General features: G+C 59.0%; 15 protein-coding genes and 1 pseudogene. 12 read left to right on the plus strand and 4 right to left on the minus strand.

Translation table 11 applies throughout. The annotated features are described in order from the left end of the window. Nucleotides 1-2 precede the first annotated feature (2 nt). The 12 genes and pseudogenes from V1277_RS28430 (at nt 3) to V1277_RS28475 (ending at nt 10,031) form a co-directional block, all read left to right on the plus strand. The gene (locus V1277_RS28430; RefSeq protein ID WP_334419146.1) at nt 3-1,823 is read left to right on the plus strand and encodes a type I secretion system permease/ATPase; all 1,821 of its coding nucleotides are present in this window, start codon (nt 3-5) and stop codon (nt 1,821-1,823) included. Between the two features lie 22 nt (nt 1,824-1,845). Continuing rightward, nucleotides 1,846-3,210, plus strand: a complete 1,365-nt coding sequence (locus V1277_RS28435) for an HlyD family type I secretion periplasmic adaptor subunit (protein WP_334419147.1) — start codon at nt 1,846-1,848, stop codon at nt 3,208-3,210. Between the two features lie 335 nt (nt 3,211-3,545). Next, entirely contained in the window at nt 3,546-3,884 is a 339-nt protein-coding gene (locus V1277_RS28440; RefSeq protein ID WP_334419148.1) for a hypothetical protein, read from the plus strand. A gap of 256 nt (nt 3,885-4,140) precedes the next feature. After that, nucleotides 4,141-4,416 (plus strand): 2OG-Fe dioxygenase family protein, encoded by a 276-nt coding sequence (locus tag V1277_RS35085; RefSeq protein ID WP_442894527.1) that lies wholly within the window; start codon nt 4,141-4,143, stop codon nt 4,414-4,416. 114 nt (nt 4,417-4,530) lie between these two features. Further along, the gene (locus V1277_RS35090; protein ID WP_442894605.1) at nt 4,531-5,109 is read left to right on the plus strand and encodes a type 1 glutamine amidotransferase; all 579 of its coding nucleotides are present in this window, start codon (nt 4,531-4,533) and stop codon (nt 5,107-5,109) included. Continuing rightward, the gene (locus V1277_RS28450; protein WP_334419150.1) at nt 5,036-5,200 is read left to right on the plus strand and encodes a hypothetical protein; all 165 of its coding nucleotides are present in this window, start codon (nt 5,036-5,038) and stop codon (nt 5,198-5,200) included. The genes V1277_RS35090 and V1277_RS28450 overlap by 74 nt, the downstream gene beginning before the upstream one ends. A 37-nt stretch (nt 5,201-5,237) precedes the next feature. Beyond that, nucleotides 5,238-5,420: pseudogene (locus V1277_RS35095) on the plus strand (HAD hydrolase-like protein); the annotation flags it as partial. Between the two features lie 22 nt (nt 5,421-5,442). Then, nucleotides 5,443-5,961 carry an HAD family hydrolase gene (locus V1277_RS28455; protein ID WP_334419151.1) on the plus strand — a complete coding sequence of 173 codons (519 nt, stop codon included), beginning with the start codon at nt 5,443-5,445 and terminating at the stop codon, nt 5,959-5,961. Continuing rightward, a complete protein-coding gene (locus tag V1277_RS28460; protein ID WP_334419152.1) occupies nt 5,958-6,596 on the plus strand; it encodes a uracil phosphoribosyltransferase in 639 nt (212 codons plus the stop codon). The genes V1277_RS28455 and V1277_RS28460 overlap by 4 nt, the downstream gene beginning before the upstream one ends. 16 nt (nt 6,597-6,612) lie before the next feature. Continuing rightward, on the plus strand, nt 6,613-8,349 hold the full coding sequence (locus tag V1277_RS28465; protein ID WP_334419153.1) for an AMP-binding protein: 1,737 nt from the start codon (nt 6,613-6,615) through the stop codon (nt 8,347-8,349). Continuing rightward, nucleotides 8,346-9,365 carry a TauD/TfdA family dioxygenase gene (locus V1277_RS28470; RefSeq protein WP_334419154.1) on the plus strand — a complete coding sequence of 340 codons (1,020 nt, stop codon included), beginning with the start codon at nt 8,346-8,348 and terminating at the stop codon, nt 9,363-9,365. Before V1277_RS28465 ends, V1277_RS28470 begins: the two co-directional genes overlap by 4 nt. A gap of 12 nt (nt 9,366-9,377) precedes the next feature. After that, nucleotides 9,378-10,031, plus strand: a complete 654-nt coding sequence (locus V1277_RS28475; RefSeq protein ID WP_334419155.1) for an HD domain-containing protein — start codon at nt 9,378-9,380, stop codon at nt 10,029-10,031. On the opposite strand, the gene V1277_RS28480 is transcribed toward V1277_RS28475, so the two are convergent. The 4 genes from V1277_RS28480 to V1277_RS35100 all read right to left on the minus strand — a co-directional run bounded on the left by V1277_RS28480 (nt 10,028) and on the right by V1277_RS35100 (nt 13,519). Next, nucleotides 10,028-11,215: an MFS transporter gene (locus tag V1277_RS28480; RefSeq protein ID WP_334419156.1), complete on the minus strand. Its 1,188-nt coding sequence runs from the start codon at nt 11,213-11,215 to the stop codon at nt 10,028-10,030. The genes V1277_RS28475 and V1277_RS28480 overlap by 4 nt on opposite strands. Nucleotides 11,216-11,306: 91 nt before the next feature. Beyond that, the gene (locus V1277_RS28485) at nt 11,307-11,555 is read right to left on the minus strand and encodes a WS/DGAT domain-containing protein (RefSeq protein ID WP_334419157.1); all 249 of its coding nucleotides are present in this window, start codon (nt 11,553-11,555) and stop codon (nt 11,307-11,309) included. Then, nucleotides 11,549-12,655, minus strand: coding sequence for a wax ester/triacylglycerol synthase domain-containing protein (locus tag V1277_RS28490; protein WP_334419158.1), 1,107 nt, complete (start codon nt 12,653-12,655; stop codon nt 11,549-11,551). Before V1277_RS28490 ends, V1277_RS28485 begins: the two co-directional genes overlap by 7 nt. 276 nt (nt 12,656-12,931) lie before the next feature. Then, nucleotides 12,932-13,519 carry a helix-turn-helix domain-containing protein gene (locus tag V1277_RS35100; RefSeq protein WP_442894528.1) on the minus strand — a complete coding sequence of 196 codons (588 nt, stop codon included), beginning with the start codon at nt 13,517-13,519 and terminating at the stop codon, nt 12,932-12,934. Between the last annotated feature and the right edge of the window lie 278 nt (nt 13,520-13,797).

Here is a 13,797-nt window from a genome sequence, read left to right on the forward strand (position 1 = left end):
ACATGGCGGCCGTCGAGATACTGGACAATCCGCCGCGCAGCCATTCTGCAGATCATCTTCGCGTCGCACCCGGCGGCGAGGCCCGCAACTATGTTGGACCTGTAAACCCGCTGGCCACCTGGCGTTCGGTCGCGCGCACGAACCTGATTGCGGTCGCTGCATTTTCGGTCGTCGTGAATCTGCTGATGCTCACGCTGCCGATCTACCTGTTCCAGATTTCCGATCGCGTGCTGACGAGCCGCAGCCTCGAAACACTGCTGATGCTCTCGGCTCTCGCGCTGGCATTCATCGGCATCCTCTCGATCATCGACATTCTGCGTCGGCAGGTGCTGGGGCGTTTTGCGACCAAGATGGGGGCGGTGCTCGGCGGTGCAGTGCTGGCGAGCAGCATCAATAACGCCAGGGCCGGCGAGGGCGGGACCATCCAGGCGATTCGTAGCCTTCACCAGGTGCGGGGATTCATCTCGAGCCCCGTCATGCTTATGCTGATGGACGCGCCGCTCTCGCCCCTCTACTTCGGAGCCATATTTCTCATTCACCGAGATCTCGGCTTAATCGCTGTCGTGTCGGGCTTGGTACTGGTGCTGATTGCGGTGCTCAATCAGAAAGCGACCTCGGCGCGTCTGAGCGAGGCAGGCCTGCATGCTGCTGAGGCCGATGCGGCAGCCGAGTCGTTGGCGCGAAATTCGCAGGTGATCAACGCGATGGGAATGCTGAGCGAGAGCATTCTTCATTGGGGTCGCCGGCAGGCGCCGGCCCTCACGGTGCAGAGCCAGGCCCTTGACCGGAATTTCTGGATCAGTGGTGCGTCGAAGTTCGTCCGGCTCGTCACCCAGATCACGATCCTCGGAGTGGGCGCCTATCTGGCCCTCAACGCCGAGATCACCGGCGGCATGATGATCGCGGCCGCAATCATCGTCGGCCGCGCCCTGCAGCCGCTCGAGGGCCTGATCGAGGGATGGCGCAGCTGCGTTCAGGCGCGATCGGCCTATGCGCGTGTCAAACAGGCGGTCGAGTCATTCCAGCGCGAGACGCCGAAGCTGCGCCTGCCCAAGCCGCAAGGGCGCCTGACCGTGGATCGGGTCTTGTATTTGCCGCCCGGCTCGAAGGAGCCGGTGCTCAATAGCGTGTCGCTCGAGCTCGCGCCCGGAGAGTCTCTTGCCATTGTCGGACCGTCTGGGTCGGGCAAGTCGACCCTCGCGCGCATTCTGGTGGGCTGTCTGGTGCCGACCGCCGGCAAGGTCAGGCTGGACGGAACAGAGCTGCGCAACTGGGATCGCCGCCAGTTTGGCGAATATACCGGCTACCTGCCCCAGGAGGTCGAGCTATTTCCCGGGACGATCAAGCAGAACATCTGCCGCATGCGGGACGACTTGCCCGACGCGAGCATCTATGAGGCGGCGATATTCTCGGGCATCCACGACATGGTCTGTCAGCTGCCGCAAGGATACGAGACCGTGCTCGACCGTGGCGGCGGGCCGCTCTCCGGGGGACAGAAGCAGCGCATCGCGCTCGCCCGGGCATTCTTCGGTGATCCGTGCCTTGTCGTCCTCGACGAGCCCAACTCGAATCTCGACGCGGCGGGGGAGCTGGCTCTGACCGAGACCCTGGAGCGCGCCAAGAAGCGGGGGGTCACCGCGGTGGTGGTAACCCTGCGCCCTGCGCTGCTGAACAGCGTGGACAAAGTGCTCATCCTGCGGGCCGGACGGGTCGAAGCATTCGGATCTCCGAGCGACGTGCTGCATCGCCTGGTTCGGTCGCCCGGCGGGGCCGCCGCAGGTAAGCCGGAGCAGCCGCAACGCATCGAATCCTCTGGCCCGTGAGGTGACCGCGCGGGAGGACAGCATGAAAGCAAAAAAGGACAGCACCGGTGAGTGGTACCGCGGCGTTCCGCTGAGCGCCAAATGGCCCATCTTCACCGGCCTCGCCATGCTGGTCGTTTGGCTCGGGTGTTTCGGTGTTTGGGCCGGAGTCGCTCCACTGAACAGTGCGGTCGTCACTTCGGGCACGTTCGTGGCTACCGGACAGAACAAGCTGGTGCAGCACCTCGAGGGCGGCATCATTCGCGAGATTGCGGTAAAGGACGGTGATGCCGTGGAGGCGAACCAGGTGCTCGTTCGCATGGACGACACCGCTGCCAACTCCAAGCTGAGGCGGTTGGTTTTAAAAAAGTATCGGCTGCTCGCCATGAAGGCGCGTCTCGAAGCTGAAATGAGCTCTTCAGAGACAATCGAAACTCCCGCAGCATTCAGCGCGAGCGCACGTGATCCGGAAATCAAAGCAGTTCTTGAGCGGCAACGTGCCGAACTGAGGGCACGCCGGACTAGTCTCGTGACCCAGGAAAGCGTACTCATGAAGCAAATCGCCGGGCTGGAGGAAAGCATCCGCGGATACCAGGCTCAAGTGCAGTCCACCCAACAGCGTATTGCCTTGTTCGCCGAAGAGCTGAAGGACAAGAATTCGCTTCTTCGCCAGCAGTTGGTCCGCAAGTCGGATGTGCTGGCGCTGCAACGCTCCGAGGCGAGTCTCGAGGGAGAGCTCGGCGAGTATCTTGGTCGCATTGCCGATTCGAAGGAGAGGATCGCTCAGGCGAACGAAAGAATAGCCCAGCTCCACTCGACGGCGCTCCGGGATGCGATCAAGGAGCTGCGCGAGACCGAAGCGGACCTGGATGACGTGGAGGAGCAGATTCGCGCCGCGCAGGATGTCGTCGACCGTGTCGACGTTCGCTCGCCGGTCCGGGGCATCGTGGTGAAGAGAAACTTCCATACACCGGGCGGCGTCGTCTCTCCTGGCGCCGTGCTGCTTGAGCTCCTACCGATAGGCGAAGAGCGCGTCATCGAGGCACATGTGAGTCCCAAGGACATTTCGCACGTGAGCGTAGGTCAGGAGGCGCTGGTGCGGCTGTCGGCGCTCAACCAGCGCATCACGCCCATGGTCGGCGCGAGCGTCATCTACGTGTCAGCGGACGCGTTGGCGGAGCCGGTACAGATCAGGGCCGAAACACGCCCTGCGAGTGACACGCGTCGGGAATTCTATGTGGTTCGGGTGCGCCTAGACCAAGACGATATTCTCAAGCACATGCCTGAATTCATCCCGACACCCGGCATGCCGGCCGACATTTACATCAAGACCGGAGAGCGTACGTTTTTCGAGTACATCATGAAGCCGGCCTTCGATAGCTTCTCCCGCGCTTTCCGCGAAACCTGAATGAAACGAGCAATCTGGTCGTCAATCCCGAGCACCGCGAGTCGCTGAATGGCGACGATTATCTGGATGCGCTTCCGCGCCTCTTACCGAAGCTGTTGATGGTTTCAGTTACGGGCAAGCCGATGCAGAGAAACGATCCAGGGCGTGCCTGGCGCCGAACGTCGGAAGGATGGCGACGGCGTGCGACTCGGCAATCATGCCCGGGCTGCGTGGCGATGAAAGGCGGCCATCAAATGCCGTACGCAAAATTTGCGCAACAGTGCATCCAGATTGTCGGCTTCCGACTAGAAGTAGCATGGCAGACGTTACAGTAACTTCCATCGAAGGAGAGCAACGTGGCGGTGCATATGCCAAATTGTTTGCTGACGGGAGTGCCTTACGGCGCTGATCAGACCGTCTACCTTGTGTTCGATAGTTTCGGCGCGTCACGCATTGACTGCCCTGGGATCGAGCGGGACGACCTCGAAACGATCATCTCCGATCTCCTAACCGGCCAATTCAACGCTCCGGTTCGCGTCATGGCCTTCAACACACTTGAGCACTGGATCGAGGATGTTTCCAACCAAGTAGTCGAAGAAATTAAAGCCCGCTGCGATATCGATGGCGTACCAGTGCCCGAACACGTCAGGGACTTTGTTGCAAGCCACACCGGCTGGCGGCAAGCGGGGTGCTGATGTGAGGCCGGACTTCAATTAGGAGGCGAGATGAGCAACGGCTGCAAGTTTTCGCCGCCTGCCATTAGGGGATTCGACGGCTCGAAGCGCTCGCGCACTTCTCGCTTTTTGACGAGCGAGCGCGCAACAACAAAGGCGTCCTTCAGGCTTTTTAGCTTGCCGTAGCGCTATATTAAAGAAGCCGTGTCTGCCGATATCCGTCGATTCCTACGCGATCGGCGTCAACCAAATCCGCGTCGTCGCGGATGACGAACGCATGGGCTCTCCCGCGCCAGGACTGCACCAGGACGGTTATGACTTCTCATGCCATATCGCTGTCGGCCGCCGAAACGTCGCCGGTGGCATCAGCATTGTCGCAAAGTCGCCACGGGCCGACGATGTCGTCATCGAGCAGTGCCTCAATCCGGGCGAGTTTCTTTTTTTCAATGACCGGGCATTGTATCACACGGCAACCCCCGTGACCTGCCGAATTGGTGGCACTCCAGCGGCCCGCGACATGTTGATTGTCGACTTCATCCGGTTTGCCGCGTGAAATTCGAACCGCCTGTCCTTCAACAACGGCAGAGAAAGTCATATGCGGCTCGGATTGCTACAGGCGGATTGGGTAAACGCCGAATTCATCGCAAAGCACGGTGACCTTCCCGACATGTTTGCTGCCTACCTGGGCGCAGACGCTGTCAGGATAGACGTCTTCGAAGCGTACAAGAACCAGTTTCCTGACCGCAGCTATCGCTGCGATGTCTTCGCGATCACAGGCAGCCGATTTTCCGCAAACGGCGATGAAGATTGGATCGCTACCTTACGGGACTTCATCCGGAGTGCCGACCAAGGCTCGGCCAAGGTCATCGGCTTCTGTTTCGGCCATCAGATCATTGCGCAGGCGTTGGGCGGGCGCGTTATGCGCCTGCCGTCGGGGTGGAATGTTGGCGTTCGCAAACTCCACATCTCCAAACCTGCGCCATGGATGGAGCCTTTCAGGCCCACATTGGACCTGATCTTCAATCACAGTGAGCAAGTGATTGAACTCCCCCGGTCGGCCCAGCTGCTGGCAAGCGATCGACACTGTCCCGCGCAGATGTTCTCGCTTGGCAGGACCTACCCTCGGGATCCAGGCGCATCCCGAATACACCACCGCCTATCAGGAGGACCTAATGTCGGTTGCCGCAGGCCTCAGCCAAGAAAAGCGATCCGACGCAGTCGGTCGCAACCGCCGGGCGCAGTTTGAGGAAGCCGTGATGCGCAGCTGGATTCGGAAGTTCGTCGACGTCACGCCAGATCGCATGACGGATCAACTGCATTATGAAGCCCAACAGTAGCCTTTGAAAAGTCGGCAGAGAGAGGCGCGCGGTGGCAATGCAATTCGCAATATTTGATTTCGATGGAACGCTCTGCGCCACGCATGACGCGATCGTCCACTGCATTGGGCTCAGCTTTCAGCACCACGGCCGAAGGGCGCCATCACCATTGCAGATCAACGAGACCATCAGCCGCGGCATTGGGCTCGCCGACACGTTCGGGGCACTCGACGCAACAAGTTTCAACGACAAAGACGTGCTGGATGCCTGGGTTCGCACTTATCGGGAGTATTACAACAGCGATCAGGGGTCGATCACGCACCCAACTGTTTCCTTACGCACACGCAGCGCTGAAAGCGATTTCGGCAGCCGGGATCGGCATCGTCGTCGTCAGCAACAAGGGTGAGAAGGCCATACAGATTGCGCTCGAGCAGTTCAGGATCTCCTCTTTCGTCTCGTTGCTGGTCTGCGACCGCCCGGGCGCTAAAATGAAGCCAGACCCGGCGTGTTTCACCGAGATCATTCAGCCCGCGCTCGGCTTCGTTGCGCCCGCGGACACGATCGTCATCGGCGACACCGTCGCCGACATACAGTTCGCACGCAATATCGGCGCACGATCCTGCTGGGCTAGTTATGGCTACGGTGACCCGGTTCAATGCCGTGCTCTTGCACCTGACCATATCGTCAGCTCACTCAACGAACTGGTGCCTATCCTTGGCATCCCGACACCAGCACCCCTGCCAATCCGCATCTCAGGACGCGCTGGGAGGATAGTACCGTGAACACCGAAATCCTGCACGATGTGAACACCGGGGAGCGCCGAGGATCCGGGGCGAGCATTTATCAGCTGTTGAAGCTGTTTTCGATGCCAGCCACAAACCAGGCGACAGCCCAATGCATCATCGACGAAATGACCGAATCGATCTTGCGTTCGAGCAGCGGTCACGTTCACCGTGCCGGCTTGTTGCTGATGCCAATCCTCCGCGCCGGCATGGCAATGTGGCCGTCGGCCAATCGCCTCTTTCCCTTCTCAGCCTCGAGCTTTGCAGTAGCAAAGAAGAGAAAGGGAACGAGCGAAGTGTCCGTACGACTCAGCAGCCTGCCTTCCTCCTGCAAGGATGTGTTGCTGCTCGATACCGTTGTCGCTACCGGCGACACCGTTAATGAGGTGGCCGCGCAGCTGCATAGGGAGTTGCATGATCCGTCGATCACCTTCTGCACCTGTTACGCATCTCCCGAAGGCCTGGCCGCCATCGAAAGTGCCGGCCTGGTGCACGCTTCGATCGTCGGCGTGCGGTCACAGTCCGTCGACGGGAGCGGATATCTGATCCCCCGGATCAATGGCGACGCCGGCGAGAAGCTGTTCGGTGGGCTGCAGCAACACAACCCAGCTTCACTTTTACGAGCGACCGCCTAGACAAGGAGGGCGACCGATGACGCATGATACCGGCGCTAACTACTCGACCCTCACCGAGATGATCCAGTACTGGGCAGCCAGGAAGCCTCAAAGCCCTTGTCACGTATCCCTCGACGATGACGGCGTCCCTCTAACAACGCTGTCCTATCGCGATCTGGACCGTCGCGCTCGCGCTGTCGCAGCCCGGCTCCAGGCAATCAAACCAGGGCGGGGGCGGATGCTCATCGTGGGATTGTCGGGCCCGGAGTTCCTGGCGGCATACTTCGGATGCTTGTATGCGGGTCGGGTTGCCGTTCCAATCGTTTGCCCAACAATCGACAATATCGATCAGGTCGATGCCATCCTTGATCATGTTGTCGCCGATGCCGATGCTGATTGTGCGCTCGTCGGAAGTGCGCTTGTGGCTTTGATGAAGACCATAGGAGCGCGGCTGTCGGCGCTAAGCAGAGTGCCCATGATCGAGGTGACATCCGGTCTGACCGATACGGGCGATGACTGTCGCGATGTCGCAGTCTCACCCCGATCTATCGCTCATATCATCTACACCTCGGGATCGACCGGGCCATCCAAGGGCGTCGTTCTCGATCACCACGCGGTGCTGCATAATCTACGCTATACGTCCGAGCGCTGGGAATATGGCGTCGGCGACACTCACCTGACCTTTGGCGCACCGTTTCATTCCGCTGGTTTGATGGTTGGCTATCTGATGCCCATCTTCGCGGGAGGCGTTTCATATTCCGTGCGGCCGGAGGCGTTCACGGCGGACCCGCTCCGTTTCCTAAGTTTGATCGACGTCCTTCGCATCCGGCACACGGCGTTTGGAGACTCGACCGTCGACCGCTTCATTCACGTGCTGCGTGAAGGAGGAGGACAAGGTCTTAACCTCACCAGCTGGCGAACAGCGGTTATCGGCGGCGAGCCGCTACAGCACGAGACATTATCGATCTTTGAGGGGCTGACCAAACCACTGGGATTTGCTGCCAATCGCGTCGTAACCGCATACGGCATGACCGAGGCGGCCGGCCTTATTGCTATGGGGACAAAGGGAGCCCAGCCCACCGTTCTCGATATCGACCTGGTCGCGCTTTCACACGGCCGCGCGAAGCAGATATCCCGTCACGCCCGCACTGCACGCGCGGTCATTAGCTGCGGCCGGGCGAGCCACGACGTGCGTTTAGCGATCGTCGATCCCGAGCACAGTGTCGAGGTTCCGGACTCGATCGTAGGCGAGCTATGCTATTCCAGTCCGTCCCTGTTCAGCGGCTATCTCGGCCATCCCTCCACCGATTTTGTCTCTTTCCGAGACCTCGGCGATGAAGAACGCAGTGGGTACTTCCGCTCGGGAGATCTCGCCTTTACGTCAGGCGGCGAAGTCTTCGTGCTTGGGCGGAGCAAAGAGGCAATCCGTCTCGATGGCATGATCTATTTCCCTCTCGACATCGAACTTTGCGTCGCCGGCGCTCATCCAGCTCTGGCTGGCGCGCCATGCATGGCATTCGAAGCATCGCGGGGAGGGGCCAGGCTCGTCGTCTGTCTTGAAACAGCATCCTCCCATGACTTCCAGCATTCTGTTATCGGGAAAATGGTCATGGAAAACATACAAGCGAGATTTGGCATCGGCAACATTGACATCGTTTACGTCAGGCCTGGCGGTCTGCCGCGCGTCCACACCAGCGCCAAGAAGCCGCGGCTCAAGTGCAGGCAGCAATTCATTTCCGGCGAGCTCCGGACGCCAGAGGAGGCCATAGGATGAATATCCAGCAAACGAGGTTTGCCATACGCTTCGCACCGGTATACGGCCCGAGCGCATGGGTAGGCGACGAACTGGGCGATCAGGCCAATTGGGTATGTGAGCTCACACCGGAATGCCGCCGTGAATTTGAGCGGCTGGTGCAAATTGATCCGAAGGATCAACCACCCAGCGCGTCTGAATACCCTCACCTCTACGCTATGATCCATAACGTCAAGAAGGAAGTCGTGAGCGGACGCGGCTTCGCCGTCCTACGAGGGGCACCCATCGAGGGAAGAGAGCTGTCGGCGTTAAAGACCGCATTCCGCTTGCTCGGAAGCTGGATTGGCGCACCGGTGTCGCAGAATCGGATGGACGAAACGGTCACCGAGGTGACCGGCCTTGATGCGGACACGAGCAAATCCGAGATTCGCGGCTATCAGACGCGAGATTACCTGCCGTTTCACTGCGATAGCTGTGATGTCGTCGCCCTGCTGTGCGTACGGCGGGCGAGAAGCGGAGGCGAAAGCGCCGTCGTCAGCTCCATGAGTCTGTACAACGAGATACTCGTGAAGCATCGTGAGTTATTGGGGCTGTTCTACAGCGGCTTTGTTTACGATCGGCGCGGAGAACAGCGTGGGGCTGATCGAGCGGTGAGTTCGCGGATACCTATTTTCAGCTACTATCGGGACGACCTGAGCTGCCGGTACGTGAGAGGCCTCATTGAATCGGCCGTCTCGAAGAGCGGAATAGCGCTCTCAGCCATCGAGCGCGAAACTTTGGATCTCTTCGATGGGCTTTCAAACCGTCCGGGCGCGGCCCTGTCGATGATGCTCGAACCTGGCGACATCCAATTCTGCAACAATCACACCATGCTGCACGCGCGAACCGCGTATGACGACTTTGCCGAACCGCACAAGCGGCGGCTGCTGTTGCGTCTCTGGCTCAATATTCCCGGGTGTCGCAATCTGGCGCCGGACTTTGTCACAAGATACACTGACGATGGGCAATGGAAGGGGATTGCCTCATCCTTGGTGTAGGAGCGGTGCAAAATGGAAGCAACGAGCAAGCTGGAGTCGGAGCTCACGCAGATCTTGCGATTTCTCGATATTGCCGAGCGGCTCAAATTCGAGCTACGGCACAGCTGGCTGTCCAACGGGCGGCAGGAAAGCGTCGCGGAGCATACTTGGCGTGTCTCGCTGATGTTGGTGTTGCTTGCTCCAATGTTGGAGCAACCGATCGATGTCCTCAAGTACCTGAAGATGGCGATCATACACGACATTGCAGAGGCCGAAGCGGGCGACATCCCGGTGTTCAATTATGCCAGCGAGCAAGGCATCAGGGATCGTTTTGCGGTCGAAAGTGCCGCGCTGAATAAAATTCTGGCTCTAGTGCCGCCGGGAATCCGTGACGAGCTCCGGTCGCTTTGGGTCGAGTTTGAGGAGCAATCCACCTTCGGTGCAAAGGTAGTCAAGGCCTTGGACAAACTCGAAGTCCAGATCCAACACAACGAAGCGATGCTTGGGTCATGGGAACATCACGAGAAACTCATGGTGTTTCAGCCCCGTTGGATGACGAGGTACTGCCAGGTTGATCCCGCGCTTTGTGTCCTTGGTGATCTGGTAAGGCGTGAGGCGGAGAACAAGCTTGCTGCTGAGGGCGAAGATACCCTCTCGCTCAATGCCGAAGCAGCGTCCGTGATCTAGCGCGAACTTTCTCTTGTACTGTTGGTCCCCCGGATCATCCACAACATACCGGCGCTCGTCGCACTTGCCACCCCGGCGACGAGGAACGCTACATCGTAGCCGACGCTTTCGCCTATAACTCCGAAGACGAGCGAGCCCAAGGCCACGCCAACGTCGAGAAACCCGACCAGAGTACCCACAATAACGCCACGATCGCTTTCGTTTCCGCGCTGAAGCGCCACGGCGAGGAGCGCAGGAAAGCAGATCGCCTGGCCGACGCCTAGAATGATCGTCCCCAGGAGCGCGGTGAGCAGGGTGGGATGGAGACCGAGGAACGCCAGTCCGATCGCTATGGCCACCATGGCCGATGTCGCAGCCGTGCGCGGTCCCAGCTGCTCGGGAATACGGGCGCCGAAAATGCGAACGCCAACGACAGTCACTGCGTAGACAGCAAAGAACCAGCCGCTATGTGGTATCCGGTACTGTTCGAGGTAGATCGCAATGAACCCGGTAAAGCCGGCATACCCGATCAGCGAGAGCGCGAAGAGAAGGCCGGGAAGGAGGGCAGCCGGGTGGAGGAGCTTGGCCAGCTGGAGGTGTTCTGGCGGTACCGGCGAAGGAACGGCGATCCAGGTCGTAAGCAACGTTGCCAGAATCGCCGATGCAGCTGCCAAGATCAAGGTAGAAGAAAGTCCGCCCCCCAGAAGGACGTCGCCTGCCCAGGGGCCAAACCCGAGCGCAGCGAAAAATGCAATGGAGAAAATACTGACCGCCTCTGCGCGGCGATCCTCGGGCGCTATGTCGGTCACCGCGGTTGCCGCCGCAACGTAAAACGCAGCCTCCGCAGCGCCGTGCAGCATTCGCAACATCACGAGTGTTCCAACAGAGGGCGCAATCGAAATGGCTGCGACGGCAATTGACGAGACTATCGATCCGATCAAGAGCAGGGGCTTGCGTCCAAAGCGGTCGCTCAGCCAGCCGGCAGTTGGCCGACTGATAAACGAGATAAAGTTGAACGCGCCCATTACGAGACCGATGTCAGTGGCGCTTCCGTCCAGCTGGATTACGAGTCTCGGTAGTACCGGATAGAGAAACGTGAACGAAAGCGCTTCGAAAAATGCGCCCAAGATCAAGAGAACATAAGTCCATGACCACAACGAAGAACGAGCGGGCAATTTCCTCTCGGTTGGTTTCTTGTCAGGCATTTTCTGCCGAGCTCGCGGGTTTGTCGCGTGGAGCGCCGCACGATGCCCACGCGCAATATTTCGTTCATGGATCGCTTCAAGCCAGGATGGGCTATACCTGACTTATCTCTTCGAGGCTCTTTTCAAAAAGAGAGATCAAATTGTCCGCATCCGGCACGGCACTAGTGTCGATTGTAATGCCGAAGTTGGCATTTTCGGCATAGCTGTACAGCGCCACTGCGAAGGCCGCCCCACACGTCTCCGCGAAGGTAAAGTAGCGCTCGATGTCGATGTCGGAAAACTTGAGACGCTTTTTTGAGCAGATCACGTTGGTGGTTGAAACATCGACGCCTTTCAGCACGGCGCCAAAAACCGCGGCCCCTGCGATGGCAATCGGCTGAGGATTCCCGACCCGAGAGCGGCGCCTGGGCCACTTGGAAGCCGGTTCCGCGCATCCTGCACGAGATTGCGACAGCATGAAATGCGGTCGCGGGGCTTCCGGACGTTCAAAGGAACCACGATGCGAACCAGCGAATACTGGTTTCCTGCACTCGCAGACCGGCTCTCCACTGGACCGGCCACCGGCAGAGACAGACGCACCCTAGGATCAACGCCGTTATGGCTTGCATGATACTCCTGTATACTCCCCGCCACTGTGGCGATGAACACATCATTCAGCGTGCTTCCGGTGGCGCGCGCCACGTTTCTCAAAGGTTCGAGCGGATAGGTCACCATCGCGAATTGCCGCCCGCGAGAGCGTGGCTGCATCACGGAACTGAGGTACTTCGGCGCCGGTGCGAGCAGGCGGGCGGACCTATAGAGGTTGGTAGCTATTGTCGTCACTTGGTTAAATCTGCCAGGATCTTCTGGGAAGGCTGAAGATTCCGCAACTTTGGCGGTCCTCTCGGATTCCTTTGCCTCCTCTCTCACCTCGGAAGGACGAAGGCTCTCCTCGGACTTCGAGGAATCGACAATTCGGTTCAGTAATCTGGCAAGGCCAAGCCCGTCCAGGATTGCGTGATGCCGCTTGATGATCACGGCGGCTCGGTCGCCCGTCAATCCTTCGACCAGCGTGACGGACCACATTGGCAATTCAAGGCTGAAAGCATGGGCTGCGATGCGCGCAGCCAAATCAAGCAATCCGCGTTCGCTGCCGTTGTCGGGACAAATCGTCCAATGAAGGTGATTGCATAATGCAAATGCGGTGTCTGCCTCCCAGCGCGGGAGAATCTCACCCCATCGGGGTGCGCGTACGACTGAACGTAATCGCGGTGTCTGCTGAACCGCTGTCGCAACGACGTCGAAGAAACGCTGACGGTCGGGAGAACGACCAAGCAAGGCGATGTTTGTTACGATCGTCATGATTGTGCGATCGACACCTTCGCGCCACATGATCGCGTCTTGATCGGACAGAACCTGGTCCGTCAGCGGCGGCTCTGCTGTAAGCGGAAAGATGACCATCGGAATCTCAAATAGCGGTTCAGGGACCTTGGACGCGCACGAAGTCGATGCGGCGAGTAGACTGGCAATATCCTCCGGTAGCTACGTATAAAATATGCGTGCCGCTGCCGCCACGCAGCCCGACAAGAAGGCGTTATGGATATCCTGGGGAGGCAAGAGCACGATGGATGGTCAACGGCCAACCCTGGAAACTCTCGATCAAAACGGAAATAGTGAAGTTACCTTTCGGCCCGCGGCGAACGGCAAAGCGGCAACGGGCCTCATCAAGCCGGAACGCTAGGGCGCAGCCACTAACACGACGTAATCGCTGAGCTCGGCTCGGAGATCGTCGTTTGAAATGGTAGTTACCAAGCGGCCTACGCCGCCGTCACTGAGCGGTATCCGCTCCCAAAGTAGCCAACCGGGCAAAATACGAAGGCCCCGTTCCTCACACCCTCCCGTGTACGTTACCGCCGAACGCGTGAGCCCCTTGCACCATCCTATACAGGACAAACGGTACTCGGCCTCCTTGATTTCGTCCGTCGCGAATTGCCAAAGCGATTGCCCGCAAAGCTCGGATGCCTCGCGTCCCCATTCTTGCAGCCTGGCAGGGGAAGCTGCGAGCAACTGGTGGGTCGTATCGCAAATCAAATGGATTGGGCTCAATGAATTTCGGATAAGCCGCTTTATATGACAATCTGTCAGAGGGGGCGCGATGCTTGCGCATTTGTGCAAACATTCAATGCGCTCGGGCGAGATGTTGAGCTCGCCACGTTCCCATCTGGATATCGTTGCTTGAGTGACGCCAAGGAGTTCTGCAACGTGGCTTTGCTTGAGGCCACATTGCTGCCTGACACGCTTGAACAGCGCAGCGTTACTTGGCATTTCGGAACACCCTAGAGACGCGGTATACTCGGATACGCCTATTAATTTAGCCGCACTCTAAAGGTTCCCGCACTACGGCTTGCAACTGGAAATGTACGATCGTCCGTTGGAAGAATTGCTGTCGTGCTCTTTGGCTTTAGATTTCCGACATTTACGGCTTCGAAAGCGAGTGTTCCCGTGAATTCGCATGCAATGAATGGCATCTCCGCTGGGGCGGCTGGGCGAACGGCTGCGCTCTTATCCGATGATCGCGGGGTAGCGCCGGTGGATCGACGGAG

Source organism: Bradyrhizobium sp. AZCC 1588 (assembly GCF_036924735.1).
Lineage (GTDB): Bacteria > Pseudomonadota > Alphaproteobacteria > Rhizobiales > Xanthobacteraceae > Bradyrhizobium.